General features: G+C 69.9%; 28 protein-coding genes and 2 pseudogenes. 11 read left to right on the forward strand and 19 right to left on the reverse strand.

Features of this window, described 5'->3' with window-relative positions:
- The 4 genes and pseudogenes from VGO10_RS06630 to VGO10_RS06645 all read right to left on the reverse strand — a co-directional run.
- A pseudogene (locus VGO10_RS06630) lies at positions 1-185 on the reverse strand (dihydrofolate reductase); the annotation flags it as partial.
- Positions 185-691 carry an SRPBCC family protein gene (locus VGO10_RS06635; RefSeq protein ID WP_327466438.1) on the reverse strand — a complete coding sequence of 169 codons (507 nt, stop codon included), beginning with the start codon at positions 689-691 and terminating at the stop codon, positions 185-187. The pseudogene VGO10_RS06630 and the gene VGO10_RS06635, both read right to left, overlap by 1 nt.
- Before the next feature lie 3 nt (positions 692-694).
- Positions 695-1,036, reverse strand: coding sequence for a metalloregulator ArsR/SmtB family transcription factor (locus VGO10_RS06640; RefSeq protein WP_327466440.1), 342 nt, complete (start codon positions 1,034-1,036; stop codon positions 695-697).
- 126 nt (positions 1,037-1,162) lie between these two features.
- Positions 1,163-2,116, reverse strand: coding sequence for a collagen-like protein (locus VGO10_RS06645; protein WP_327466442.1), 954 nt, complete (start codon positions 2,114-2,116; stop codon positions 1,163-1,165).
- Between the two features lie 125 nt (positions 2,117-2,241).
- Here VGO10_RS06645 and VGO10_RS06650 point away from each other — a divergent pair, with 125 nt between their 5' ends.
- A complete protein-coding gene (locus VGO10_RS06650; RefSeq protein ID WP_327466444.1) occupies positions 2,242-3,012 on the forward strand; it encodes a helix-turn-helix transcriptional regulator in 771 nt (256 codons plus the stop codon).
- A 136-nt stretch (positions 3,013-3,148) separates the two neighbouring features.
- The gene (locus VGO10_RS06655; RefSeq protein ID WP_327466446.1) at positions 3,149-3,619 is read left to right on the forward strand and encodes a hypothetical protein; all 471 of its coding nucleotides are present in this window, start codon (positions 3,149-3,151) and stop codon (positions 3,617-3,619) included.
- A 115-nt stretch (positions 3,620-3,734) separates the two neighbouring features.
- On the opposite strand, the gene VGO10_RS06660 is transcribed toward VGO10_RS06655, so the two are convergent.
- Genes VGO10_RS06660 through VGO10_RS06680 form a run of 5 tightly spaced genes read right to left on the reverse strand, consistent with a single transcriptional unit; the run spans position 3,735 to position 8,721 of the window.
- Entirely contained in the window at positions 3,735-5,255 is a 1,521-nt protein-coding gene (locus VGO10_RS06660) for a DUF4394 domain-containing protein (protein ID WP_327466448.1), read from the reverse strand.
- Between the two features lie 41 nt (positions 5,256-5,296).
- Positions 5,297-6,418, reverse strand: a complete 1,122-nt coding sequence (locus tag VGO10_RS06665; protein WP_327466450.1) for an aminopeptidase — start codon at positions 6,416-6,418, stop codon at positions 5,297-5,299.
- Positions 6,403-7,551 carry an alanine--glyoxylate aminotransferase family protein gene (locus tag VGO10_RS06670; RefSeq protein ID WP_327466453.1) on the reverse strand — a complete coding sequence of 383 codons (1,149 nt, stop codon included), beginning with the start codon at positions 7,549-7,551 and terminating at the stop codon, positions 6,403-6,405. Before VGO10_RS06670 ends, VGO10_RS06665 begins: the two co-directional genes overlap by 16 nt.
- A 24-nt stretch (positions 7,552-7,575) precedes the next feature.
- Positions 7,576-7,950, reverse strand: a complete 375-nt coding sequence (locus VGO10_RS06675) for a hypothetical protein (protein WP_327466455.1) — start codon at positions 7,948-7,950, stop codon at positions 7,576-7,578.
- Positions 7,951-7,953: 3 nt separating this feature from the next.
- Entirely contained in the window at positions 7,954-8,721 is a 768-nt protein-coding gene (locus VGO10_RS06680; RefSeq protein ID WP_327466457.1) for an MBL fold metallo-hydrolase, read from the reverse strand.
- A gap of 39 nt (positions 8,722-8,760) precedes the next feature.
- On the opposite strand from VGO10_RS06680, the gene VGO10_RS06685 reads away from it, so the two are divergent.
- Genes VGO10_RS06685 through VGO10_RS06695 form a run of 3 tightly spaced genes read left to right on the forward strand, consistent with a single transcriptional unit; the run spans position 8,761 to position 11,545 of the window.
- The gene (locus tag VGO10_RS06685) at positions 8,761-9,762 is read left to right on the forward strand and encodes an MBL fold metallo-hydrolase (protein WP_327466459.1); all 1,002 of its coding nucleotides are present in this window, start codon (positions 8,761-8,763) and stop codon (positions 9,760-9,762) included.
- A gap of 60 nt (positions 9,763-9,822) precedes the next feature.
- On the forward strand, positions 9,823-10,752 hold the full coding sequence (gene metF / locus VGO10_RS06690; protein ID WP_327466461.1) for a methylenetetrahydrofolate reductase [NAD(P)H]: 930 nt from the start codon (positions 9,823-9,825) through the stop codon (positions 10,750-10,752).
- Positions 10,753-10,759: 7 nt separating this feature from the next.
- Positions 10,760-11,545: a class I SAM-dependent methyltransferase gene (locus VGO10_RS06695; protein ID WP_327466463.1), complete on the forward strand. Its 786-nt coding sequence runs from the start codon at positions 10,760-10,762 to the stop codon at positions 11,543-11,545.
- Here VGO10_RS06695 and VGO10_RS06700 read toward each other — a convergent pair.
- From VGO10_RS06700 to VGO10_RS06715, 4 genes are all read right to left on the reverse strand, one after another.
- Positions 11,542-12,777 (reverse strand): type II toxin-antitoxin system HipA family toxin, encoded by a 1,236-nt coding sequence (locus VGO10_RS06700; RefSeq protein ID WP_327466465.1) that lies wholly within the window; start codon positions 12,775-12,777, stop codon positions 11,542-11,544. The two genes, VGO10_RS06695 and VGO10_RS06700, sit on opposite strands and share 4 nt — an antisense overlap.
- Positions 12,774-12,998, reverse strand: coding sequence for a type II toxin-antitoxin system Y4mF family antitoxin (locus VGO10_RS21730; RefSeq protein ID WP_349258923.1), 225 nt, complete (start codon positions 12,996-12,998; stop codon positions 12,774-12,776). The genes VGO10_RS06700 and VGO10_RS21730 overlap by 4 nt, the downstream gene beginning before the upstream one ends.
- 128 nt (positions 12,999-13,126) lie before the next feature.
- The gene (locus tag VGO10_RS06710) at positions 13,127-13,795 is read right to left on the reverse strand and encodes a hypothetical protein (RefSeq protein WP_327466469.1); all 669 of its coding nucleotides are present in this window, start codon (positions 13,793-13,795) and stop codon (positions 13,127-13,129) included.
- Positions 13,796-13,870: 75 nt separating this feature from the next.
- On the reverse strand, positions 13,871-14,146 hold the full coding sequence (locus tag VGO10_RS06715) for a hypothetical protein (RefSeq protein WP_327466470.1): 276 nt from the start codon (positions 14,144-14,146) through the stop codon (positions 13,871-13,873).
- A 56-nt stretch (positions 14,147-14,202) separates the two neighbouring features.
- On the opposite strand from VGO10_RS06715, the gene VGO10_RS06720 reads away from it, so the two are divergent.
- From VGO10_RS06720 to VGO10_RS06740, 5 genes are all read left to right on the forward strand, one after another.
- Positions 14,203-15,132, forward strand: coding sequence for a tetratricopeptide repeat protein (locus tag VGO10_RS06720; protein WP_327466472.1), 930 nt, complete (start codon positions 14,203-14,205; stop codon positions 15,130-15,132).
- 46 nt (positions 15,133-15,178) lie between these two features.
- Complete coding sequence (locus tag VGO10_RS06725) at positions 15,179-15,856, forward strand: SprT family zinc-dependent metalloprotease (protein WP_327466474.1); 678 nt, start codon at positions 15,179-15,181, stop codon at positions 15,854-15,856.
- Positions 15,853-16,692, forward strand: a complete 840-nt coding sequence (locus VGO10_RS06730) for a PfkB family carbohydrate kinase (protein ID WP_327466476.1) — start codon at positions 15,853-15,855, stop codon at positions 16,690-16,692. The genes VGO10_RS06725 and VGO10_RS06730 overlap by 4 nt, the downstream gene beginning before the upstream one ends.
- A 52-nt stretch (positions 16,693-16,744) precedes the next feature.
- On the forward strand, positions 16,745-17,518 hold the full coding sequence (locus VGO10_RS06735) for a helix-turn-helix domain-containing protein (RefSeq protein ID WP_327466478.1): 774 nt from the start codon (positions 16,745-16,747) through the stop codon (positions 17,516-17,518).
- A gap of 143 nt (positions 17,519-17,661) precedes the next feature.
- Positions 17,662-18,537, forward strand: a complete 876-nt coding sequence (locus VGO10_RS06740) for a hypothetical protein (protein WP_327466480.1) — start codon at positions 17,662-17,664, stop codon at positions 18,535-18,537.
- On the opposite strand, the gene VGO10_RS06745 is transcribed toward VGO10_RS06740, so the two are convergent.
- The 5 genes from VGO10_RS06745 to VGO10_RS06765 all read right to left on the reverse strand — a co-directional run bounded on the left by VGO10_RS06745 (position 18,534) and on the right by VGO10_RS06765 (position 22,200).
- Positions 18,534-19,394 carry an aldo/keto reductase gene (locus VGO10_RS06745; RefSeq protein ID WP_327466482.1) on the reverse strand — a complete coding sequence of 287 codons (861 nt, stop codon included), beginning with the start codon at positions 19,392-19,394 and terminating at the stop codon, positions 18,534-18,536. The genes VGO10_RS06740 and VGO10_RS06745 overlap by 4 nt on opposite strands.
- Positions 19,395-19,405: 11 nt before the next feature.
- Positions 19,406-19,765, reverse strand: a complete 360-nt coding sequence (locus VGO10_RS06750) for a hypothetical protein (RefSeq protein ID WP_327466484.1) — start codon at positions 19,763-19,765, stop codon at positions 19,406-19,408.
- Between the two features lie 27 nt (positions 19,766-19,792).
- A complete protein-coding gene (locus tag VGO10_RS06755; protein WP_327466486.1) occupies positions 19,793-20,305 on the reverse strand; it encodes a GNAT family N-acetyltransferase in 513 nt (170 codons plus the stop codon).
- 81 nt (positions 20,306-20,386) lie between these two features.
- Entirely contained in the window at positions 20,387-21,718 is a 1,332-nt protein-coding gene (locus tag VGO10_RS06760) for a citrate synthase (RefSeq protein ID WP_327466488.1), read from the reverse strand.
- Positions 21,719-21,969: 251 nt separating this feature from the next.
- Positions 21,970-22,200, reverse strand: a complete 231-nt coding sequence (locus VGO10_RS06765) for a hypothetical protein (protein ID WP_327466490.1) — start codon at positions 22,198-22,200, stop codon at positions 21,970-21,972.
- Between the two features lie 53 nt (positions 22,201-22,253).
- Here VGO10_RS06765 and ilvD point away from each other — a divergent pair, with 53 nt between their 5' ends.
- A complete protein-coding gene (gene ilvD, locus VGO10_RS06770; RefSeq protein WP_327466492.1) occupies positions 22,254-24,146 on the forward strand; it encodes a dihydroxy-acid dehydratase in 1,893 nt (630 codons plus the stop codon).
- 24 nt (positions 24,147-24,170) lie between these two features.
- On the opposite strand, the pseudogene VGO10_RS06775 reads toward ilvD, so the two are convergent.
- Positions 24,171-24,381: pseudogene (locus tag VGO10_RS06775) on the reverse strand (methyltransferase type 11); the annotation flags it as partial.

Consider the following 24,381-nt stretch of genomic DNA (forward strand, 5'->3'; position numbering starts at 1 on the left):
CGCCCTTCCTCGCCGCCCTCGCCGAGCTTCAGGTTCTCCCGGAAGAACCGCAGCGGGAATATCCACTGCTGCAGTTCCATCCACTGCGCCATCCAGCGCTGCATATCCGGGTCATCCCTGCGCTCCTCGGGCGCGATGTAACCGTCCAGCGACATCGACACGCTGAAGAACACCTTCCCGGCCATCAGCCCTCCACTCCCATCCGAACCATCTCGGTGACGTAGGCAGCCAGGCTGCTCAGGGTCTGCTTGCCGCCCTCGATCGCGTGGTACTTCTCGACCGCCTCGTCGCGCTGCTCCCGGGTGGGGAATACCGTGCGCATCTCGATCCGGGTCGCCGCGCCGTCGGGCGCGAACGTCAAGACCGACTCGAAGGCGTTCGGGTCGCCGCGGGACTCACCGTGCAGCAGCGCGATCCGCTCCGGCGGGGCGATCTCGGTCCAGGAGATCCACTCCTGGTAGTCCGTCCCGTCCGGTCCGTGCATCACGAAGTCCCACTCCCCGCCGACGCGGAACTCGAACGCCCGCGTGGTGGTGGTGAACCCCTCCGGTCCCCACCACCGCGACAGGTGCCGCACCTCGGTGAACGCCTCGAACACCAGCTCCCGTGGGGCACTGATGACCCGGGAGATCACGATCTCGCGGTCGGCCGTCGCGGACTGCGCCGGCGCTCCTGGTCCCGTCGCGCTCATCAGCTACCCCTCCTGCCTTGCCTGCTTGAGGTCCTGCACGTACTCGTCGAGCCGGTCGAAGCTCTCGTTCCAGAACCGCTCGAACCCGCCGGTCCACTCGTAGACCGGTCGTAGCCCCCGGGCGTCAAGGCCGTACAGGCGTTGCCTGCCTGCCTTGCGATCCCGCACCAGCCCGACCTCCCGGAGCACCCGCAGGTGCTTGGAGGCCCCCGGCTGGGTCATCCCCATCTCCTGGGCCACCTCGGTCACCGGCCGCTCACCCGTCCGCAGCAACACCAGGATCTCCCGGCGCTGCGGCTCGGCGATCGCGTTGAAGACATCCGACGTCGTCGCTGCTCGTGCCATGACGCAATCATATTCCGATATCGGCATATGTCAAGCCGAGGGGAATCGGGCGGGTCTTGTCAGATGACGATCGTGACCCTTGTCATCGCTTGCAACATGCCAGCCCGGATATCTCCGGCGGGCGGCTCAGCACGTCGGCGCCGACGGATTGTTGAGGACGATGGCCTGGTTGTAGCCCACCGCCTTGAAGCAGGACGATCCGGCGATCGTGACGGTGGGGGCGGTCAGTTGCGCCGCGACGCCGCTCGAGGTTGCGAAGGCGGTGGTGGCGTTCTGGGTGATCGACTTGGCGGCCTGGCTGGATGTGCCGCCGATGGACTGGATGTAGTTCTTGGTGATGTCCTGGTGGAGGTCTCCGCCGATGGACTGGTCGTACGCACCACCGATGGACTGGGTGAGGCCGTTGTTGATGTTCTGGACGGCGCCGGCGCCCAGCGACTGGCTGTAGGCCCCGCCGATGCTTTGGGTGAAGGCTCCGCCCACGTCCTGGCTGAAGTTCGCCCCGGTCGTCAACGCGGTCGTGGCGCCCGACACGATCTCGAGTGCGGCCCCGGTCGTCAGCGTGGTCGTGATGCCCGAGGTGATGGAGAGCGCGGTGCCGTCGGAGAGCGTGAGCGCCTTCGGGGTGGTGATCTTGAGGTTGCCGTCGGAGAGCAGCTCCTCGCCGTCGAAGGTCGCCGAGCCCTTCGGGCCGGCCAGGACGATCCCGTTGTTGGTGGCGTCGACGGTGAAGCGGCCGTCGGGGCTGGCGAGGAGCGTGCCGGGGCCCGCCGGGCCGCGCTCGCCCTGCGGCCCACGATCACCTTGCAGACCACGCTCCCCCTGCGAACCACGCTCACCCGCGGCGCCGGCCGCGCCCGCCGGACCGACGAGCCCCGTGCGGTCGACGGTCACCGCTCGTTCGCTGGACTTGCACGCGCCGCCGCCGGAGAGCATCCGCAGATCGCCGGTCTTCTTGGCCGCGCACAGCTTCAGCTTCGCCGGGGCCGAGGAGCTGGGATTGGAGGCTGCGAAGGCGGTGCTGCTGACCGCGAGGATCAGCGCGAGGGTGGCGACGACATTGGCGTAGGAGATCCGCATGGTGAGACACTACGCCGGGCGGGGCGGCGCGTGGCCTGGACCATCGGCCACGTCTGGAAGCGCGGTGATTGCGATCGAAAGTTCAAGCCCTTGCGTGATTGTGATGGATCCGTCACAATTTCGATGTGAGTTCGATCGCCGTCATGGCGCAGTTGCAGGTACTTGGCCTCTCGGATGCTGAACTCGCCGCGCGTGTTGGGGTAGCCCGCGAGACCATTACGCGCTGGCGCTCAGGGGCGCAGAGGCCATCGCTTGATGCGCTCGAGGAGCTGGCTGCGGCGGCGGGCGCGCAACTCGATGTGCGCGTCGTTGAGGCGGATGCCGAGTACATCGCCTTGGTTGGGGATCAACTCGACCTCACGCCGACCGAACGGCTTCAGACGCTGCTGGGAGCGGAGGCGTGGTATCGGTGCCGCAGTGCGCTTAGCGGCGCCGCTGCGCTCGGCGAGATCGGCGTCTTGGTCGGACCGGGGGCCGCTGCCATCTGGGGGTCTCCGCAGCGTCCAGGGAACGGCCGCGTTGACGTGCTCGTCGCGGCCGAGGATCTGGAAGCAGCGTTCGAACGGCTTTGGTCTGCCGATGCGCATCCTGATGGGGTCGATGCCTCGGCCGGTGACGTCGAGCGTCGCGAGCGCTGGCTGGTCGGCGACGGCGAGCTCACGTTGCGAACCACCGCCTCCGGCATGACCGTCACGGAGGTGCGGGATCGGGCGCCGTTTGTGGTGATGAGCCGTCAAGATATTGGTCAAGTGCGCGTTGCCCTCGTCGAGGATCTGCTCGATATCGCTGTGTCTTCACCGTGGAGCGACGACCGGGCGTCCCTGCCGGGTCTGCGCGCGGTGCTGGCGAGTGGCCGGTACTCGTCGCGAGAGGCCCGAACCCGCACCGCTGCATGAGCGAGGTCGATGCTCGTCACCGAGCGCTCCTGCAGGCGCTTGTAGTACATGAAGTACGATTCGTCTTGGTTGGCGGTGTCGCGCTGCAGTTCCACGGCTATACCGGTGCGACCCGCGATATGGGCGCTTGGAGATCATGAACAGCACCGACGGCACCGGCGACTACGACGCCTGGGTGCGCAACGCGGTGAGCCTCCAGTTGGCCGATGACCTCGTTGTGTCGGTCGGAGCGGCTTCGGACCTCCTTATCTCGAAGGAGGCTGCGGGCCGACCGAAGGACACCGATGTCTTGCCGCTCGTCCGCGCTGAGTTGCTCGCTGCCGGGACGCTTGATCCTGGCGACGTCCGTGGCGAGGTCGCGGTGCTCGAGCACGAGCCCGACCCCGACCCCGCGACCGAGTCCTTCCTCGGTGCTCGGCCGGCTGATCGACGGGCCCGCGCTCTGTGGGACCGCGGCGCCAACCTGCTGACCGAGCATCGCCGGCGCTGGGACCTCGAAGCCGCTGATCGACTCGATCCGCCAGCGGTCGATACGCCAGAAGCTCTCGATCACGCGGCGCTTCTGCGACAGCTCGAACGCCTGCGTCGTCTGATCGCTCGCACGTAGAAACCGTCCGGCCGCAGCGATGCAGGCGGCGGTAGGATCGCCGTCAACCGCGGTTCGGCTCGAGCGGCCGGACGGAGACCCGTCCTCCTGGATGGTCAACCTGCGGGACTTCCACCTAGCTCCGACTGACCTTCACCGTTGCCGTCGACGTCCCCGACAGCTTGGAGGTGTCGGTCGCGACGGTGGCGATCGTCAACTTGGCGGGCTTCGCCTTCTTGGACTCGAGCTTCTTCTTCAGCGCCTTGCCGCCGGCCTTCGATGGCCTAAGTGTGCCCTTGAAGATCCCCGCGGCGTTGAGCGTCCCGGTGAGCGTCCCGACCGTCTTCGTGCCCAGCTTGGCGGTGGAGGTCAGCGTGCACGCCTCCGAGCACGACGCCGTGATCTTGTAGCCCTTCAGGAACGCCTTGAGCTTCGCGGTCGGCGCGCCGAAGGCGAGGACGGTTGGCTTCGTCGTGTCCGGGGTCGCGGTCGGGGTCGACCCCGACCCCGCCCCCGGCGTCGCGGCGGGAGTCGCGTCGTTGTCGAAGATCTCGACCGTGGCGGTGGTCGGGGAGCCGTTGAACGTGCCGGTGCCCGTCGTCGCCGCCACCGTGATCGTGAACGTCTCGGCCGGCTCGACGTCGGCATCGTCGGTGATGGGCACCGAAACCGGCTTGCTGGACTCGCCGGGCGCGAAGGTGACCGAGCCGCCGGCCGTCGCGAAGTCGCCCGCGCCCGCCGTTCCCGGTGTCAGCGTGTAGGTCGCCGTCGCGGCCGTGCGCGTGTCCCCGCTACGGCGCACGGTGACCACGGCGTTGCCGTCGCCCTCGCGGGCGGCGAACAGCCGCGAGCCGAGGAAGATCGGAGAGGTCGGTGGCGCGATCGCGATCCCGTTGAGGTTGTTCAGGGCGAGGGCGGGGACGGGGGCGCCCGTGCCGAGGTCGAGCCGTTCGAGGCAGAAGCTGAACGAGCTGCACGGGCTCGTGCTGTCATTGAACGTCGCGAAGAACGCGCGACCGGAGACGGGCGAGATGTCGAACCCGTACGGCCCCGACACCGCTTTGTTATGGGCGCCGATCGCGGTCAGCGTTCCGCTGTCTGCGGAGGGGAGCGTGCCACCGAAACCGCCCAGCCGCCACAGGCTCGAGCTGCCGAGCGAATAGGCCGTGGTCGAGGTGGCGCCGGCGACCCCGTTCGTGTAGGCCACCCCGCGCGGGGCAGAGCTCGAGCTGAGCCCGGCTGCGGTCGTCTGCGTACCGGTCACCGGATCGACGCGGATGTTGTCATTCGTTGACGTGACGATGCGGATCGTGTCCGACACCGGATCGAAGTCCAGCTCGGCGTCCCCCGTGTAGGTGAGCGGCGTGCCGATGGCCGTCGCCGCGCCGGTCACCGTGTCGATCCGGTAGAGCTGCCCCGACCCCGCGAGTCCGTACAGCTCGCCCGTCGCCGGCCGCACGTCGAGCGTCTGGATGAGGTCGCTGCCGATACCGGTCAGCGCGACGCTCGAAGTGCTCGTCGCGTTCCCGGTCGTGAAGGCGACCAGCTGCGTCCCGCCGATCAGCCCGTACATGGGCTCGGCCTCGTTGGCGCGCGCCGGCGCGGCCGCGATCACGGTGAGGAAGACAACGGCGAGCGCGAGGCGGAATGGCGACATGCGACGGGTTATATCCCACCCGCTCGACGGCGCCGATGTGCCTACAGCGTGAAGTGCCCGTCCTCTTGGATCGTCACCCCGTCGGCCGTGATCCGTCCGCCGGTGCGCAGATCGCAGATCAGGTCCCAGTGCAACGCGCTGAGGTTCTTGCCGCCGGTCTCGGGATACGACCGACCAAGTGCTACGTGAACGGTGCCGCCGATCTTCTCGTCGAAGAGGATCGCCCCGATCGCCCGGTCGATGCCGTAGTTGGTGCCGATGCCCACCTCGCCCAACCGCCGTGCCCCGTCATCGGTGGCCAGCGCGCGCTGCAGATACTCTTCGCCGTGCTCGGCCGTCGCCGACATGACCTCACCATCGCGGAACTCGAGCTCGACGCCGCGAACGTCGACGCCGGAAGGTGACGACGGGATTGTGAAGCGGATGCGGCCGGTGGCCGATGACTCGTGCGGGCCGGTGAAGACCTCGCCCGACGGCATGTTGCGCTTGCCGTCGCTGTTGACCCACGTGCGCTTGGCGACGTTCAACCGCAAGTCGGTGCCCTCGGCCTCGATGCGCAGTTCCTTCGCGCCCGACAGGCGACCGATCAGCGCGTCCTGAAAGCGGCGCAGCTCGTCCCAGCCGCCGAGCGGATCAGGGCGGTCGAGGAAGAGCGCGCCGGCGACGAAACGGGAGAACTCATCGAGCGGCATGCCGGCGAGCGCCGCGTTGGCGGGCGTCGGCCAGAGGGTCGAGCACCAGCGCTTCTTGAGCATCTGCTCGCGCACGTCGCGGCGGCCGCGTGCGGCGCGGGTCATCCGCTCGGGGTCGACGCCGGCCAGCGCGTGGACGTCGTCGGGCGCCTGGATGCCGACCGTCGCGTTGATCTTGCGCGCCTCCTCGTAGGCCAGCGCCGGGTAGTTGTCGAGGTGATGGTCTTGGGCGTGGTCGTAGAAGCCGCGTGCCTCGCCGGGCAGCTCGACGCGCATGAAGCACCAGGCGTTGCGCTCCAGGATCGCGCGCTGGAGCTCCAGCAGCAGCGGCTGGGCCAGCGTGGTCGAGCGGACCAGCACCTGCTGGTCGGGTTGGACGTCGAGGCAGTAGCCCGCGAGCAAGTCGGCGAACTTCGCGGGGTCGAGGTGGTCGGTCACCTCGGAGAAGTCATAGGTCATGCTGCCGTCCATCCTTCCTCCAGCGCGCGGACGGCGGCGTGCTCGTCGCCGTTGGTGCGGCGGGCCGCCGCGCGCACCAAGCGTTCTTGGGGTTCTTGACGCGCGCCCTCGCCCATGACGCCGATCCGCCACGCGCGGCCGGCCAGCGGGCCGAGGCCGCCGCTGACCTCGATGCCGTCCTCGCGCAGCAGCGCGCCGCGCACCGCGGCCTCGTCAACAGCATCAGGAACGCTGACGGCCAGCAGCGAGTGCAGTTGCTCGCCATCAGGGGCGAAGCGCTCGAAGCCCAGCACGGAGAGGGCGGCGCGCAGCGCCTCGTGCGCGCGCGCGTGACGCGCCCAGCGCGCGTCGAGCCCTTCCTCTTCCACGATCCGCAGCCCTTCGTGCAGCGCGTAGATCATGTTGATGGGCGCGGTGTGGTGGTAGGCGCGGGGCCCGTCGGCGAACCAGTAGTCGACCATCGCCTGCAGGTCGAAGTACCACGAGCGGCGCTGCAGCCGCCCGAGCCCACGGTCGCCGACCGTGAACGGCGCGAGGCCCGGCGGCACGTTGAGGCACTTCTGCGTGCCGGAGAACGCGGCGTCGACGCCGGCGGCGTCGAGGTCCAGCGGATGGCCCGCGAGCGAGGTGACGCAGTCCACCAAGAAGAGGCCGTCGTGGGCGTGGACAGCATCGGCCAGACCATCGAGCGGCTGGGCCACGCCGGTCGACGTCTCGCCGTGAACGACGAACAGCGCGCGCGTGGACGGATCGCCCGCGGCCTCGATCAAGGCGTCATTCGACAGCGCGCGACCCCACTCGGCCTCGACCTTCACCACCTCGGCACCCGCGCGCCCCAATGCATCCGCCATCCGCCCGCCGAACGCGCCACACACCCCGACGACGACCCGCTCGCCCGGCGCGACCAACGTGTCCACCATCGCCTGCATCCCACCGCTGCCTGTCGCGCTCAGCGGGAACGTGACCTTGTTGGTGGTCTTCATCGTCGCGCGCAGCAGCGCGGCGACGTCGTCCTGCAGCGCGCCGAAGGCGGGGTCGAGATGGCCGACCGTCGGATGGCTCAAGGCCTTCAGGATGCGTTCGGGCACCGGCGAGGGGCCGGAGCCGAGCAGCAGGCGGGCGGGGACGTCGGCGACGGTCGGCACGCGCGGCACGTTACCGGCCGCGCGCTACGGGACCTTGACGTCGGGGAACCACTCGACGCAGTGCTCGCGCAGCACGTCGGTGATCCACGTCCGCTCGTCGCGCGTCGCGGCGCGGTAGCGCGCGAGCAGCGGCTTGGCGCCCTCGGTCGGGACCTCGTTGACCACCCAGCGGGCGACGAGGCGCTCGAAGAGGAACTCGATGGCTCGTGCGCGGACGTCCTCGACGTTGGCGGCCGCCCGCGCCTGCGCAGGATCAGACGCGCGCGTGTACTCCGCGCGCGACTTCGGCGACAGCGCCCCGCGCAGGGTCAGCACCCGCTCGCCGTCGGCCGACGCGTAGTCGGTCGTCGGCGCCTCGAGCTTGTCGACCTGCCCACGCTGGCGGCTGCGACGGCCCATCTTCTAGGTCGTCGCCGCCGCGGTCTCGAGCTGCCCGCGCACGTCACCGGTCAGCGGATTGGCGTGGCCGGCCCACGCCGTCGCCGGCTCGAGCGCGGCGAGCTTGCGGATCGAGGCGCGCGCCTGCTCGGTGTCTTTGTTGAACGCGCGGTGCGGAACGCGCGCGTGGCCGTGGATGCCCGTCTGCGGATCGACCGTGTAGAAGGTGTCGCTGACCAGCGCCAGGCGGTCGCTCTCGCGCCACAGGCCGATCAACCCCGGCGCGTGCCCGGGCAGGTGGACGACCTTGAAGCCCGCGACGTCATCGCCCTCGCTCACCGTCCCGGCGATCTTCACCGGCCCGCCGTCCCACACGGGGAGAAACGAGCCGAGCAGGAAGCGCCCATGCGGATCGAGCTCGTCCAGCGTGAAGTAGTGACAGCCGCCGTCGCCCTCCGCGTCGGCGACCTCGTCCGGGTGGCAGTACGTCGGCACCTCGAGCCCGGGCGCGACGCCACGGTGGTCCGGATGGCCATGGCCGAGCACGATCCGCGTCAGCCCGCCGAGCTGCGCGGCACCCCGGGCGACCGCGGCCGTCATGTCGCTGATCCCGGCGTCGAAGAGCAGGACGCCGTCGCCATCGCGGACGAAGTACACGTTCATGGACTTGAGCGGGAAGCCGCCTCGCATGACCCAGACGCCCTCGGCGATCTGCTCCGGCTCGGTCGCCGCGAGCCGCGCGAGGCCTGGCCGGATACGCACACGGCCGTGCTGGATTGCCTTGGTGGACATGCCGGGAGTCTAGAGGGGCGACGGACTAGGCTGGGCGCGATGCCGGAGGCCAATCGCAAGCGGGAAGTGGGACGTGGGGAACGGGCGCTGCCGGGGGTCTGGCGGCTGCGGCTGCCGCTGCCCTGGCCGGGCGTCCCGCACTGCAACGCCTGGGCGCTGGCCGCCGGCGACGGCATCGTCCTGGTCGACACCGGCATGCACGAGCCGGGGTCGATGGCCAACCTCGAGCGCGCGCTGGCGCAGGTCAATCTCAAGCTCGAGCACGTTCGGCTGCTGGTCTGCACGCACGCGCACTCCGACCACTACGGGCAGGCGGCGACGATCGTCGAGCGAACTGGCTGTGAGCTGTGGATGCACCCCAACCACGAGCACATGCTCAGCGCCGCGCGCGACCCCGAAACCGCGTTTGACCGCCGCATCGAGGTCGCGCGCCAGAGCGGCGTGCCCGAGGAGCCGCTGCAGCGCTACAGCGAGGCGCGTCGTGGCCAGGGCTACGGCATCGCCGGGATCGTCGAGCCGGATCGCGACCTCGTGCCGGGCGTGGAGATCCACACCGACCTGGGGACGTGGCAGGTCTACGAGACGCCGGGGCATGCGCCGTCGCACGTCTGCCTCTACCAGGAGGAGCGCCGGATCCTGATCTCGGGCGACCACCTGCTCGGTCGCGTCTCGTTGTACTACGACTACGGCTACTCGCCCGATCCGGCCGGCGAGTTCCTGCACTCGCTCGACCTCGTCCAGGAGCTCGACGCGCGGCTCTGCCTCGCCGGCCACGGCCGGACGTTCACCGACGTCCAGGCGCACATCGACGCCAACCGCGTTCTCGTGCGCGAGCGGATCGGGAAGGTCGAGGAGGTCATCGCGGCCGAGCCGGGGATCACCGCGTTCGACGCGATCCCGCAGATTTATGGTGCCGCGATCACGCCGATGACGGCCAACTGGTGGCTGTCGGAGACGCTCTCCTACCTGCGCCATCTGGAGGTCACGGGGCGGGTTGAGCGGATCGAAGGCACGCCCGAGCGCTGGTCGGCTGCAGCATAGCACCTGCAAATGGGCGTGTTCGTCCAACCTTGACACGATCGTGTTAGGGTTTAGAGGACCATGCGCATCAACGAGCTGCTGGACGGCGACGAGCCGACGTTCTCCTTCGAGTTCTTCCCGCCGAAGACCGCGGCCGGCGAGGAGAACTTCGAGCGCGCGCTGCAGGAGCTCGCGCCGCTGGAGCCGTCGTTCGTCTCGGTGACCTATGGCGCGGGCGGGACGACGCGCGACAAGACCGTCGAGACCGTGCGCCACATCAAGGAGCACCACGGCCTGGAGGCGATGGCGCACTTCACCTGCGTTGGCGCCACGACTGAGGAGCTGCGGGCGACGCTGGAGGAGATCCGGGGCGCAGGCATCGACAACGTGCTCGCGCTGCGTGGCGACCCGCCGCGGGGGCAGGAGGAGTGGGTCGCCTCCGAGGGCGGCCTGGAGTACTCCCATCAGCTGGTCTCGCTGCTGCGCGATGACTATGACTTCACGATCGCCGCCGCGTGCTTCCCGGAGACGCACATTCACGCGACCTCGCCCGAGGACGACCTGCGCTACCTCAAGCAGAAGGTCGACGCGGGCGTCGACTACCTGATCACGCAGTTGTTCTTCGACAACGAGTTGTACTTCGACTTCGTGGCGCGCGCGCGGGCGGTCGGGATCACCGTGCCGATCATCCCGGGCGTGATGCCGATCACCGGCTACGGGCAGATCGCGCGGATCACCAGCCTCTGCGGCGCGACGATGCCCGAGCATGTGCTGGCGGAACTCGATGCGCGCCAGGACGACGCCGAGGCGGTCGCCGAGTTCGGCGTCTCCTACGCGACGATGCAGTGTGCCGACCTGCTCGCCAAGGGCGCGCCGGGCATCCACTTCTGCACGCTGAACCGCTCACCGGCGACGCGCGCGATTCTGAGCGCGCTGCGGCTCTGGCGTCCGTGGGACGCGCAGCACACGGGGCTCGGCGAGCCGCGCCGGCCGCCGGCCGTGGCGTCCTAAGGGCTTCGTGGCCACCACCTGGGCGCAGGGCAACTACGCGCGCATGGCGTGGCGGCTGCGGCCGGCCGCGGCGCGCGTGGTGGAGGTGGCCGACGTCGCGAGCGGCGATGCGGTGCTCGACGTCGCGTGCGGAACCGGGAACGCGGCGCTGGCCGCGGCGGCACGCGGGGCGGGCCCGGTTGTTGGTGTGGATCTCGAGCCCGCGCTGCTGGAGCAGGCGCGCGAGGCGGCGCCGAGCGTGCCGGTGGACTGGCGCGTGGGCGACGCGCTCGCGCTGCCGGTCGAGGACGGTGCGTTCGACGTGGTGGTCTCGACCTTCGGCGTCATGTACGCCTTGGACCAACCGGCCGCTGCGCGGGAGCTGGCACGGGCCCTGAAGCCGGGCGGGCGGGCCGTGCTCGCCAACTGGGTGCCCGGGAGCTTCCTGCCCGCGATGGGCGCGGCGTTGTCACCGTTCTTGCCGCCACCACCCCCTGGCGGAGCCCCACCGCCGCGCTGGGGCGACGAGCCCGCGGTGACCGCGCTGCTGAGCGACGCGGGGCTCGAGGTCGGCGCCGTGTCCCGCGAGTCGGTGACGCTGGACTTCGAAGGCCGAGCACAGGCCGTCGCCTTCCTCGTCGCAACCGCCGGCCATGTTGTCGCAGAACGCCCACGCCTTGAGGCCGAAGGCCGCTGGCCATCGCTGCTCGGCGCGCTGGGCGGCCTCGTCGCCGAGCGCGACGAGGGCCACGACGGGCGCGTCGCGCTGCGGTGCGACTACCTGATCGTCAGCGCGCGCAAGTCGCTGGCTTAGCTTCCAGCCGCCTCGGCGCGCGCTGCGATGACGCTGAGAATGGTGTCGATGACATCGTCATACCAACCGCCAGCGCGTGATTCGTCGCGAAGCGCAGACGCCGCATCCATGACTCGGCCGACTAGCAGCGCGCGCCGGCGAGCAAATGCGGAGACGCTTAAGCCGAGGTCGTACGCCAGGTCGCCCCACGCCAGTTCACCGATGTCATCCGGGTCGAATTCGTCGCCGATGCCCAGCGCAAGCTGCCTGTTTAGCCCCGGATACGCCTCGGTGGAGACGATGTCGTAGAGCGGCGCCAGTCGAACGCCTTCCTCGTCGTGGAGCAAGGAGATGTTCTTGGCATGTGCGTCGGCGTTGCCGACCAGGAAGTGGAATACCGCGCTCTCCGCTGCGGCAAGACGGTCCGCGCCGGGTCGGATGCTGTGCTCGTCGAGGAGATTGCCCAGCGCCTCATAGGAGGGAAGCCGCCAGTCGGGAAGCTGATATTTGAAATCGGGCGTAATACCGAGCGCCTGGCAGAGGTCTTCTTGATGGAGACGCCGGACCGGTTCGGTCGCGGAGTCACGGTCGAAGCGCTCGACGACCAGACACGGTCGCTCAGCGATCGTTGTTAGCTCGACGTTGGCGACCGGTAGACCTACAGCTCTTGCCAAGCGCATGCAGAAGTACTCGTTGACTGCGATTGCCGGGTAATCGCTGGTCGCCAGATCTGGCTTGAGGATGTGCGTGCTCGGCAGGCCGTGGAGTGGCTGTCCGAATCGCCCAGCGTTGTCTCGCACGAGCACGGCCTTGCGCTGAACGCCGGCAAGGCTGAGCCGGAGTCGATCGTCATTGGTGTCGATCCCGAGAGGATGGGACGGTAGCTCGGCGATGAGCGCGTCCAGTTCGCCGCTGTCGAGCCAGCGGGCGCTGGGCGGCTCGGACATTCGCCTCGCCTCTGCGATCTGAAGGGCGCCCGCGCAGTCGCGGCCGAGGGCCGCGAGCAGGCTGTAACTGTCGGTTACGGCCAACTTGAGCTGTGCGGCGATCTGCTCGCGTACGGTGCCTTCGGGTAGTAGCGCCTCAAAGAACGGACGCGACTGGGAAGCGGTGAACGACGTCTGGGTGGTTGGCAGCGACAGCGAGATCGCCCGACGCGGTTCCTTGTAGTTGAAGGAGTACTCGCGCGTGTGCTCGGCACCGGGGGTTAAGCTGCCGATCAGCACGCCGTCCCAGTAAACGCCGAGGCTCATGACCGTCTCCGCGCGACGACGTCCAGTTGCAGGCCGAGAGCGGTCAGGACCCGCAGCAGGACATCCAGTCGAACGGTTTGCTCGCCGTTCTCGATGCGGTAGATCGAGCGCTCGCCGACGTTCGCGACGAGCGCCAGCGTCCGTTGGTCGAGCCCTTGGCGCTTGCGCTCCGCTCGCACCGCTTCGCCGAGTCGTTCAGATGTGAGGTTTGCTCGGGGCATATCCGCGTGATCGCGCGGATGGTGAGGGGATGATGACTATCGGGAGGTTATCCGCGCGATCACGCGGATATTAGACGATTTTACGATGGAGATCGTATATCTGCGTGATCGCGCGGATAATGTCGGTTCTAGGACACCCGCGCCCACGCTTGCACCAGCGTGAACGTCGTCCCGCGGCGGTTGGCTGTGTCGAGCTCGTTGGCGCTCTCTTCGCGCAGTCCCGCGAGCCCGTCGACGCCGAGGATGTCCGAGAGGCGGGTGCTGAGGGCGTCCGCGAGCTGCAGCGGCATCCGGAGATCCGGGTGGCCGGCCTCGAGGCCGAGTGCGTGCGTGCGCACCTGTGGCTCGAGGCCCGCGTCGCGCAGCAGCGCAGGGAGGCGGCGGCCGGCGTCGAGGTTGCCGCCGGCAGCAGTCAGGGCCTGCGCCACCCGTCCAATGAGGTGCTGGGTCGCCGGCGCGTAGGGCTCGTAGAGCCAGCTGCGCGTGTCGGGCTCTTCAAGGATCAGGACGCCGCCGGGCGCGACGAGGCGGCGGTAGACCTCGAGCTGCTCGGCGGCGCGGCCGAGGGTGCAGAGCTGGAAGCGGGCGCGGACGGCGTCGAAGCGGGCGGGCGGGAGCGCGGCGTGGAAGACGTCATCGATCGTCAGCCGGCTGGCGTCGAGGATGCGCGCGTCCTGGGGGAGATCGAGGTCGTCGAGCAGGGCGCGCGTCGCGCGCTCCCAGGTGCGCGTCTGCAGCGTCGTCCGAAGGTGCTCGATGCCCTGGGTAGGGAGAAAAGCGGGGGAGGAGAGGGGCATCGCACCAGGGTGGCGCCCCGCCAGAGCTACCGAAAGCCGGGTATCCGTACCTGTGGCGGGTGGAGAGCCGTCCGCTCAGGCAGGCTCGATCTCGAGCCCCTCGGCGACCATCGGCCGGCCGTTCAGCGTGTAGCGGATGTCGACGGAGTCGTTCTGGCGGTAGGTGCCCACGCCCCACGCACCGAGGAACCACCGCCAACCACTGACCTTGTCCTTGCGCAACTCGCGCTCGAACACCAGATCGCGGCCCTCGACGACGTAGTCGGTCCCCTCCTTCTGGGGCACGCCCGAGATGAAGACGTCGAACGGCGCCTGGACCTGCGGCGGGAGATGCGCGATGGAACGGGGCACGAGACCGGCATCATGGCGGATGAAGGTTGAGCCCCCGCACCTGCTGTAGTGATGGCATGGCAGACGAGCAGCGGTCCGGCATCCTCGGTGAAGGGCTGCGGGCGCAGCAGGCGGGGGATCATGGTGAGGCGGAGCGGTTGCTGCGTCAGGCGGTGGCCGAGGGTGAGGCGGATGCCGGCTATTACCTGGGTGAGCTGCTGATCGAGCTGGATCGCTCGGGCGAGGCGATCGACGTGCTGCGCGGCGCGGTCGACGATGGCGATCTCGATGCGTTGATCCCACTCGGCAACGCGCTGTGGGATCAGGGTGACGTGGCGGGCGCCGAGGCCAATTACCGCGAGGCGGCCGATCGTGGGGAGCTGGCCGCGGGCCACAACCTCGGGCTGTTGTTGTATGACGTGGGCCGCTTGGAGGAGGCGATCGCGCTATGGCGCACGACGGTCGCGATCGGTGAGACCGAGCACCGCCTGCTCGCCAACGCGCTGGCCGACAGCGGTGACGTCGAGGAAGCTGAGGCGCTCTTCCGCCAAGGGGCGGCAACGGGTGATGTCGAGGCGCTCGTCGACCTCGGCGCGCTGCTGCAGGACGAGAGCCGCCTCGACGAGGCCGAGACCATCCTGCGCGAGGCGATCGCCGCCGGCGGGGTCGAGGCCTATGCCTTCCTGGCCTCGGTGCTGCGGCTGGAGGAGCGCGTCGAGGAAGCTGAGGCTGTCCTGCGCGAGGGCGCCGACCGCCAGGTCGCGACCGCCGAGACGCAGCTCGCCAACCACCTGAGCGACATCGACCCCGGCTCGGTCGAGGCGGAGTCGCTCTATCGTCGCGCCGCCGAGCACGGCGATGACGAGGCCTACAACAACCTTGGCGTCCTGCTCTGGGACCAGGGCCGCATCGACGCCGCGGAGGAGGCCTTCCGCGCAGGCGCGGCGCTGGGCGACGACCTGGCGGTCGCGAACCTCGCGGGGCTCTTGGAGGAGCGGCGCGGTTGAGCCGCTCCCGGCTGGCCGTCGGCTGCGCGTCGTAGCCTGCAGCGCCGTGCCACCTGAGGCAGCCCCGCCGTTCGACTACTCCGTCCGCCGCTCGGATCGCGCGCGGCGTGTGCGGGTGCGGGTGGATCCGCGGGATGGGGCGGTCGAGGTCGTCCTGCCACGGCGCGCTGCCGCGCGGGAAGCGGCGAGCGCGGTGGTCGAGCTGCGCGGCTGGATCGCCCGGCGACAGGCGGACGTCGCACGGGCGCAAGCGCGGGTGGCTGCGCGTTCGGGCACCGTGCCGTATCTGGGCGTCGACCTCGTGCTGATGCCAGAGGCCGGACGCACGCGCGTGCACCGGCGCGGCGACATCCTGCTCGTGCCCGAGGACGCGCTTGCCGCGCGGGCGGCGATCGAGCGCTGGTACCGGCGCCAGGCACGCCTGGAGATCGCGCCGCGGCTGGACGCGGCCGCTGCGGCGGTGGGCAAGTCCTACACCAAGCTGACGATCCGCGATCAGCGCACGCGCTGGGGCTCGTGCTCCTCGTCGGGTGCGATGTCGTTCAACTGGCGGCTGCTGCTCGCGCCCGAAGCAGTGCTGGAGTACGTCGTCCGGCATGAGGCCGCGCATCTCGCCGTCATGGACCACTCGCCGCGCTTCTGGGCGCTCATGAACCGGCTGATGCCCGGCTACGAGCTGCCGCGGCGCTGGCTGCGCGACCACGGCGCGACGCTGGTCCTGTGAAGCTCGCGGTCGTCGGGCACGTCGAGTGGGTCGACTTCGTGCTCGTCGACCGGCTGCCCGCGATGGGCGAGATCGTGGCGGCGCGGGAGGCATGGGAGGCGCCGGCCGGCGGCGGCGCGATGGCGGCCTCGGCGCTGCATTCGCTCACGGGTGCCGCGACGTTCTTCTGCGCGGTGGGGCGCGATGGCCGCGGCTTCGCGACGCTGGAGGACTTGCGCGGAGCCGGGCTGGAGGTCAGCGCCGCCATGCGCGGCGATCGTGATCAGCGGCGGACGCTGACGTACCTGACCGCCGACGGCGAGCGGACGATCACGGTGCTCGCTGCGCCGCTGGTGCCGCATGGCGACGACGGTCTGCCGTGGACCGAGTTGGAGGACTACGACGGCGTCCTCTTCTTCGCAGGTGACGCCGCCGCGGCGCGGGCCTGTCGCGCGGCCAAGGTGATGGTGTCGACCGGTCGCGCGCGAGCGGCGTTGCTGGAGGCGGGTGTGCAGGTCGATGCGCTGGTCGGGAGCGCCGATGATGTCGATGAGGCGGTTGATGACGAGTTGTTGATGGCCTCGCGTCCGCGCTGGGTCGTGCAGACCGAGGGCGAGCGCGGCGGCGCGTGGTGGGCGCCGGGTGCAGAGGACGCCGGTGGGCGCTGGTCTGCGGTGCCGCTGCCAGGCGAACCGGTTGACACCTTCGGCTGCGGCGGCGCCTTCGCCGCCGCGCTGATGGCGGGCCTCGCCGCCGGCCGCCCGATCGCCGACGCCTGCGCGCTTGGCGCCCGCGTTGGTGCTGCGCTGCTGTGTGAGCGAGCGCCGGCCGTCGGCGACCTCGCGTACGTCTGGTGACGCTTCGGGTGGGTGCGTTTGATGTCGGTGGCGAGTGCGCAACCATGGTGGTGTGACGCCCACCGCCTATCGCGAGTTTGCGCCGCCGCCCGGCCTCGAGGCGCTGGTCGCCTGCGTGTGGATCTCGCACGACGGTGAGGTGCGGGTGCTACCGGATGCGTGCGTCGATGTGGTGCTCAGCGGTGGCCGGCTGCTGGTCGCGGGGCCGGCGACGGCGGCGACGCTCGCGCCAGCGACGCCCGGACAATCACGGGTTGGTGTGCGCTTCCGGGTCGGTGCGGCGGGTGCCGCATTGGGCGTGCCGGCCGGTGAACTGCGCGATCAGGGCGTGCCGCTCGCTGAGCTCTGGGGATCGGATGCGCGGCGCATGGAGGATCGCGTGGCCGCAGCGGAAGACGAACGCGCCGCGTTGCTCGCGCTGATCGGCGGGATCGCCCAGCGACTGCCCGCGCCCGAGGATGCCGACCACGAGGTCCGGCGCGCGGCGCTCGCCCTCGCACGACCGATCGCCGGCCAGGACGACCTCGCGACCGTCGCCGCCAGCGCCCGCGCTGCCGGCCTGAGCGAGCGCCAACTGCGCCGCCGCTTCGAGCGCGCCGTCGGCTACGGCCCAGCGACCCTCGCCCGGGTCCTGCGCTTCCAACGCTTCCTGCACCGCGCCAACGCGCCCGAGGCTGCCCATGCCCCGCTCGCCCGCCTCGCCGCCGAGGCCGGCTACGCCGACCAGGCCCACCTCGCCCGCGAGTGCCGCCGCCTCGCCGGCCTCCCACCCTCAGCGCTCCTCGCCGCTGGCGCCGCACCGGCCGGCGAGCGACCACACCGCTGACGCTCGGGCCCGCGTGTGGGCCCGTTGACGGACCGCAGGCGGCCGCAGGCGGGCCCACTGCTGGCGAAGTGGACGCGGGGCTCGCGCCCAAGATGGCCGATCCGTTCAAGTCGCCCGCCGACCCGATACGCCACGCTGCACCCATGACCGACATCGCTGCCGCAGCGCAGTTCCTCCACGGACACGGCCGGTTGCTGGAACGCCGACGCTTCGAGCACCTCTTCGGCGACGCACCCGCAAGCGCCGACGCCGTCCTACGCGCCGTCGAGGCCTACCGCAACGCCGACGGTGGCATGGGTTTCATGGAGCCCGATCTCCGCACGCCCGCCAGCCAGCCCTCGGCGGTCCTCTACGCGTTCGAGGTGCTGGAGGAGATCGCGGAGCTCAAGAGCAAGACCACCACCTTGACCACCGGTGCGCTCGATTGGCTGCAGACGATCACCAACGCCGATGGCGGCATCCCGTTCGTCCTGCCGACCGCCAAGGGCTGGCCGCACGCACCGTGGTGGACGCCGACCGACGACCCGCCGTCCTCACTCCTGATGACCGCCGGTGTCGCCGCCGCGGCCTACCGCCTACAACTCGACGATCACCCGTGGCTCGGCCCGGCGTCCGACTACGTGTGGAACGCCCTCGCCGACCTCAAGCTGAGCGACGCCTATTCCTTCCGGTACGCCGTGCACTTCCTCGACGCCGTCTCCGACCGCACCCGCGCGCAAGCCGAACTCGACGCCCTCCGCGAGCGCATGCCCGACGACGGCATCCTCAAGGTCGAGGCGGGCGTCGAGGGCGAGACGCTGAGCGCGCTCGAGATCGCGCCACGTCCCGATCACGCGGGCCGCACGCTCTTCCCCGACGCGCTCGTCGACGCCCAGCTCGACGAGCTCGCCTCCGACCAGAAACCAGACGGCGGCTGGGACTTCACCTGGGCCGCCTGGAACCCCGCCGTCGCCTTCGAGTGGCGCGGGATGGTGACGCTCAACGCGCTCACCACCCTGCGCGCCTACGGCCGCCTCTAGGCGGAAGCCGCCTCCAGCGTCGCCAGCTCCGACTCGCTCAACGTCAGGTCCGCAGCCGCCACGTTCTCCTCGAGATGCTCGACCGAGCTCGTGCCCGGAATCGGCAGCATCACGGGGGATTTGGCCAGCAGCCACGCCAGCGCGACCTGGCCCGCCGTGGCCTCGTGGGCACGGGCGATCTCATCGACCGCACCGCCCGGCTGAGCCAAACCACCGGAGGCCAGCGGGAACCAGGGGATGAAGCCGATCCCTTGCTCCTCGCAGTAGGCCAGCACATCCTCGGACTGGCGCACCGTCAAGTTGTACAAGTTCTGCACGGTCGCCACCTCGAAGACCTCCTGGGCGGCCTTGATCTCCTCCACCGAGACCTCCGAGAGCCCGAGGTGGCGCACGATGCCGTCCTCCTTCAAGGACTGCAACTCGGCGAACTGCTCGGCGCGGTCGGTGCGCGGATCGATGCGGTGCAACTGGTACAGGTCGATCGTCTCGACGCCAAGCCGGCGAGCGCTCATCAGCGCACACTGGCGCAGGTACTCCCGGCGCCCGAGCTGCTCCCAGATGCTCGGCCCATGGCGCGTGAAGCCGCCCTTGGTCGCGACCCGCACGCCGTTGTATGGCGCCAGCGCCTCGGCGATGTAGTCCTCGGAATATCCCGGCCCATACGAGTCGGCCGTGTCGATGAAGTCGACGCCGAGCTCAGGCAGGCGCTTGAGCACCGCCTGGACCGCGGCCGGATCCTTGGCCGGCCCCCAGACGCCGTCGCCCACGATGCGCATCGCGCCATAGCCCAGGCGCGTCACCTCGAGGTCGCCACCGATCTTGAAGGTGCCGGATGCCGCTGCGGAGATCGTTGCCATAGGTCCCGACGCTAGCGCGTGGCGAGACTGACCTCGCGCCGAAGCCCTGCCCAGGCGTCTTCGCGGTCGTCAAGCGCGATCGGCCGGCGCCGCAGAACGCCCGTGAACGCCACCGTCGCGCCGTCGCCGCGCACGTCGACGCCGGCCCGCAGACCGCCCGGTCCGCGCAGCTCCCCGCGCACTGCGACCTGCTCGCCCGGTTCGTAGTCGCGCCCCAGCGCCCGCTCGACCCGCGGCGCCCGCGCGATGACCGACGCCACCGAGCGCAGCTCGGTCTCGAGGTCGTCGATGGCGTCGGCAAGCGTCGCGAAACGACGCTTCTCGGTCTCGCCGTCACGCCGCCGGATGATCACGCGAAACGCAGCCGCCATCAGGCGGCGCAGCCTAACGCGCGGCGATCACGCAGCGACGGTCAGCGGCGCGACGAGCTCGTCAACACCCTGGTGATGGACCGTCTGCAGCTGCGAGGAGATCTTGGCAAAGAGGCGGTGCGCCGCCTGGTTGTCCGGCAGCATCGACGCCGTGAAGCGCTCGATCCCACGCCCCCGTGCCGCCACCGCCAGCGCCCGCCCGAGCTGCGTGCCGACACCGCGCCCCTGCAGGTCATCAGCGATGACGATCGCGATCTCGGCGTCGGCCGGCGACTCCGTCGACCGCACCCAGCGGCCCACGCCCACGACGACCTGCGGCGAGCGAGCAAGTACCGCTACCAAGGCATAGTGGTCGACGAAGTCGACCTCGGTCAGATAGCGCAGCTCCGACACCGTCAGCCGCGGCTTGGGCGCCAGGAAGCGCTGGTAGACCGAGCGCTCCGAGAGATGGCCCAGCCCGGCGACGAGCGCGTCCTTGTCCTCCGGCCTGATGCGGCGGAGCTGGATCTCGGGAAATCCGGCTGAGGGACGTAGCGTCATGCAACCAAGACGCTACGCCTCCCGTCCGGAAACTCTGTGCGGCCCGTCACGCAAGCGACGGACCGCACAAACGCTTAACCGCTAGGAGCGGGCGCCGATCCCGACGTAGTCGCGCGTGCGCTCACCGGTGTAGATCTGGCGCGGCCGCGCGATCTTCTGCTCCTTGTCGGTCGTCATCTCCAGCCACTGGGCGATCCAGCCCGAGGTGCGGGGAATGGCGAACATGACGGGGAACATGTCCATCGGCAGGCCGAGCGCCTCGTAGATCAGACCCGAGTAGAAGTCGACGTTCGGGTAGAGCTTGCGGGAGACGAAGTACTCGTCGTTGAGCGCGATCTTCTCGACCTCCAGCGCGATGTCGAGCAGCGGGTTCACGCCCGTCACCTCGAACACGTCGTCGCAAGCCTTCTTGATGATCGTGGCGCGCGGGTCGTAGTTCTTGTAGACCCGGTGGCCGAAGCCCATCAGCCGCTCGTTGCCGTCCTTCACGCCCTGCATGAAGTCCGGGATGTTCTCCTTGGTGCCGATGCGCTTGAGCATCCGCAGGACGGCCTCGTTGGCACCACCGTGCAACGGGCCGTAGAGCGCGGCGACGCCGGCGGCGACCGCCGAGTACGGGTCGACCTGCGAGGAGCCGACCGCGCGGACCGCGTTGGTGGAGCAGTTCTGCTCGTGGTCGGCGTGCAGGATGAACAAGATGTCCAGCGCGCGCTCCAGGCGAGGATCGGGCTGGTACTTCAGCTCGGTCATCTTGTACATCATGTTGAGGAAGTTACCTGGGTACTCCAGATCGTTGTCCGGGTAGTAGTAGGGCTGCCCCATGATGTGCCGGTAGGCGAACGCGGCGAGCGTCGGCATCTTGGCGATCAACCGGATCGTCTGGATGTTCCGGTTCTCAGGGTCGTTGATCTCGTTGGCGTCCTTGTAGAACGTCGACAAGGCGCCGACGGAGCCGACGAGCATGCCCATCGGGTGCGCGTCGTGACGGAAGCCGCCGACGAACTCCTTGACGTTCTCGTGCACGAACGTATGGGTCGTGATGTCGTGCTTCCACTGGTCCAGCTGCGGCTGCGTGGGCAGCTCGCCGTGGACGAGCAGGTAGGCCACCTCGAGGTAGGTCGAGTGCTCGGCGAGCTGCTCGATGGGGTAGCCGCGGTACTCCAGGACGCCGTTCTCGCCGTCCAGGTAGGTGATGGCCGAACGACACGAGGCGGTGTTCGTGAACGCCGGGTCGTAGGTCATCAGGCCGAAGTCGTCGTCGGAGGTCTTGATCTGCCGGAAGTCCATGGCGCGGACGGTTCCGTCGTTGATCGGCACCTCGTAGGTCTGGCCCGTCCGGTTGTCGGTGACGGTCAGCGTGTCCTGCCCGGCCGCGGCTACGCCGCCGCCGTCCTGCGTCTGAGCTTCGCTCACGATCGGTGCCCTCTCTCGGGTAAGGGGATCGCCTCTGCATACTAGTGTCCCCGCGCGGGATCGGACCCACCCGGTCGCAGTTCAGCGACGGGTGGGGTGGGTTCCGATTCCGCGCAGGCCCCTCGCCCGCGCGCTTGGCGCGCCGGGCCATGGTGGTGTTGCTCAGGATGCGGGCCGAGCGGGATCCGCGGTCGGTCAGGTGGACGTCCTTCTCGGCTGCCGCGAACGTCGTCGTCACCCAGCGCTCTCGGTCACGCCGTGATGACGGCCGTGGCCATCGCGGCGGCCATGAGCAGGGCGGTGAGCCCGATCACGCCGCGCTTGGCACCGACCGTGGCCGGAAACTCCGCCGACGACATTCCGATGCCGGAGAGCACAAGGGCCCATGCCACCAGGAGGCCACCAAAGAGGTAGAAGACGGTCTTCGACTTCTCTTCGCCGCCGGCCTCAGCGGCCAGCACCAACGCGGTCAGCGCATGCATGCGGGCGACAATAACCGAAGGCACGGCGCGCGCGGGCGGGTACTGTTTGTGGCATGCCGCATCTGAGGTCGCGAACGGTCACGCACGGACGCAACATGGCGGGCGCTCGCTCGCTCCTGCGGGCCGCTGGCGTCGAGCGCGAGGACATCGGGCGCAAGCCGATCGTCGCGATCGCCAACAGCTACACGCAGTTCGTCCCCGGTCACACGCATCTGGCGCCGGTTGGCAGGGTCGTCTCCGACGCCATCCACGCAGCGGGTGGCATCGCGCGCGAGTTCAACACGATCGCCGTCGACGATGGCATCGCGATGGGCCACGACGGCATGCTCTACTCGCTGCCCTCGCGCGACCTGATCGCCGACTCGGTCGAGTACATGGTCAACGCGCACTGCGCCGACGCGATGGTGTGCATCTCGAACTGCGACAAGATCACGCCGGGCATGCTCAACGCCGCCTTGCGGCTGAACATCCCGACGGTCTTCGTCTCCGGCGGCCCGATGGAGGGTGGCACCGCGACGCTCGTCGACGGCACCGTGCGCAAGCGGCTGAACCTGATCACGGCGATCGCCGATGCCGTCGCGGGCGACGTCTCCGACGACGACCTCGCGCGCATCGAGGAAGCTGCATGCCCGACGTGCGGCTCCTGCAGCGGCATGTTCACCGCCAACTCGATGAACTGCCTGACCGAGGCGCTGGGCCTGGCGCTGCCGGGCAACGGCTCGACGCTGGCAACGCACACCGCGCGCAAGGAGCTCTACGAGGCGGCCGGCCGCACGGCCGTCGAGCTGTGCACGCGGTACTACGACGGCGACGATGCCTCGGTGCTCCCGCGCGCGCTCGCGACGCGTGAGGCGTTCGAGAACGCGATGACGCTCGACGTCGCCATGGGCGGCTCGACCAACACCGTGCTGCACCTGCTCGCCGCCGCCCAGGAGGCCGAGCTGGACTTCACGATGGCCGACATCGACGAGGTCTCGCGCCGCGTGCCGTGCGTCTGCAAGGTCGCGCCGAACGGGCACTACCTGATGGAGGACGTCCACCGCGCCGGCGGCATCCCCGCGATCCTCGGTGAGCTGCACCGCGGCGGGCTGCTGCACGATGGCGTCGCGGCCGTCCACTCGCCGACGCTGCAGAGCTGGCTGGACGAGTGGGACATCCGCGGGGGCTCGGCCTCCGACGTGGCGATCGAGCTCTTCCACGCTGCACCCGGCTGCGTGCGATCCGCCACCGCGTTCTCGCAGTCCGAGCGCTGGGAGACCCTGGACGTCGATGCGGCCGAGGGCTGCATCCACGACGTCGAGCACGCCTACACGCGCGACGGCGGGCTGGCGATCTTGTACGGGAACATCGCGACCGACGGCTGCGTCGTGAAGACGGCGGGCGTCGACGAGTCGATCTGGAAGTTCTCGGGGCCGGCCGTCGTGGTCGAGTCCCAGGAGGCGGCGGTCGACGCGATCCTCAACCACCGCGTCAAGCCCGGCGACGTGGTGGTCATCCGCTACGAGGGGCCGCGCGGTGGCCCGGGCATGCAGGAGATGCTCTACCCGACCTCCTACCTCAAGGGCCTCGGGCTCGGGGCGCAGTGCGCACTGCTGACCGACGGGCGCTTCTCGGGCGGCACGTCGGGGCTGTCGATCGGCCACGTCTCGCCCGAGGCGGCCAGCGGCGGCGCGATCGCGCTGGTCGAAGACGGCGACACCATCATCATCGACATCCCGGGCCGGACGATCGCGCTGGACGTCACCGACGCCGAGCTCGACGACCGCCGCGCGCGGCTGGAGGCCACGACCGGCTACCGGCCGGCCGAGGACCGCCCACGCGCCGTCACCCCGGCGCTGCGCGCCTACGCGGCGATGGCGACCTCAGCGGACAAGGGCGCCGTGCGCGACGTCAGCCGCATCGAGGCACTGCAGGACTCGGCATCGCGCGCCGACCAGCCTGCCTAAGGCCTGCCGACAACCTGCCTGCCGTCAGGTGGGCTTGTGCGCCAGGAACAGATAGCGGTTGAGACTGAGGAAGTAGTCGGGGCCGAGCTCGGTCAGGTCTTGTGCCCATGCTGTGGCTTCGGCCTCGCTCACGCCGTTGCGACCGGGTACGAACCTGGCGATCAGCTCAAGCATTCCGGCGCTGTAGGTGTTGGGGTCATAGCCGGCGTTGAACAACGGCACGATCTGGCGGTCG

The sequence above is a fragment of the Baekduia sp. genome (assembly GCF_035996765.1).
GTDB lineage: Bacteria > Actinomycetota > Thermoleophilia > Solirubrobacterales > Solirubrobacteraceae > Baekduia.

Bases quoted from the DNA above. Each gene is read 5' to 3' on its own strand.
- VGO10_RS06635 (WP_327466438.1), bottom strand. From the start codon at position 691: ATGAGCGCGACGGGACCAGGAGCGCCGGCGCAGTCCGCGACGGCCGAC.
- VGO10_RS06640 (WP_327466440.1), bottom strand. From the start codon at position 1,036: ATGGCACGAGCAGCGACGACGTCGGATGTCTTCAACGCGATCGCCGAG.
- VGO10_RS06645 (WP_327466442.1), bottom strand. From the start codon at position 2,116: ATGCGGATCTCCTACGCCAATGTCGTCGCCACCCTCGCGCTGATCCTC.
- VGO10_RS06655 (WP_327466446.1), top strand. From the start codon at position 3,149: ATGAACAGCACCGACGGCACCGGCGACTACGACGCCTGGGTGCGCAAC.
- VGO10_RS06660 (WP_327466448.1), bottom strand. From the start codon at position 5,255: ATGTCGCCATTCCGCCTCGCGCTCGCCGTTGTCTTCCTCACCGTGATC.
- VGO10_RS06665 (WP_327466450.1), bottom strand. From the start codon at position 6,418: ATGGACGGCAGCATGACCTATGACTTCTCCGAGGTGACCGACCACCTC.
- VGO10_RS06675 (WP_327466455.1), bottom strand. From the start codon at position 7,950: ATGGGCCGTCGCAGCCGCCAGCGTGGGCAGGTCGACAAGCTCGAGGCG.
- VGO10_RS06680 (WP_327466457.1), bottom strand. From the start codon at position 8,721: ATGTCCACCAAGGCAATCCAGCACGGCCGTGTGCGTATCCGGCCAGGC.
- VGO10_RS06685 (WP_327466459.1), top strand. From the start codon at position 8,761: ATGCCGGAGGCCAATCGCAAGCGGGAAGTGGGACGTGGGGAACGGGCG.
- metF (WP_327466461.1), top strand. From the start codon at position 9,823: ATGCGCATCAACGAGCTGCTGGACGGCGACGAGCCGACGTTCTCCTTC.
- VGO10_RS06700 (WP_327466465.1), bottom strand. From the start codon at position 12,777: ATGAGCCTCGGCGTTTACTGGGACGGCGTGCTGATCGGCAGCTTAACC.
- VGO10_RS21730 (WP_349258923.1), bottom strand. From the start codon at position 12,998: ATGCCCCGAGCAAACCTCACATCTGAACGACTCGGCGAAGCGGTGCGA.
- VGO10_RS06710 (WP_327466469.1), bottom strand. From the start codon at position 13,795: ATGCCCCTCTCCTCCCCCGCTTTTCTCCCTACCCAGGGCATCGAGCAC.
- VGO10_RS06720 (WP_327466472.1), top strand. From the start codon at position 14,203: ATGGCAGACGAGCAGCGGTCCGGCATCCTCGGTGAAGGGCTGCGGGCG.
- VGO10_RS06740 (WP_327466480.1), top strand. From the start codon at position 17,662: ATGACCGACATCGCTGCCGCAGCGCAGTTCCTCCACGGACACGGCCGG.
- VGO10_RS06745 (WP_327466482.1), bottom strand. From the start codon at position 19,394: ATGGCAACGATCTCCGCAGCGGCATCCGGCACCTTCAAGATCGGTGGC.
- VGO10_RS06750 (WP_327466484.1), bottom strand. From the start codon at position 19,765: ATGGCGGCTGCGTTTCGCGTGATCATCCGGCGGCGTGACGGCGAGACC.
- VGO10_RS06755 (WP_327466486.1), bottom strand. From the start codon at position 20,305: ATGACGCTACGTCCCTCAGCCGGATTTCCCGAGATCCAGCTCCGCCGC.
- VGO10_RS06765 (WP_327466490.1), bottom strand. From the start codon at position 22,200: ATGCATGCGCTGACCGCGTTGGTGCTGGCCGCTGAGGCCGGCGGCGAA.
- ilvD (WP_327466492.1), top strand. From the start codon at position 22,254: ATGCCGCATCTGAGGTCGCGAACGGTCACGCACGGACGCAACATGGCG.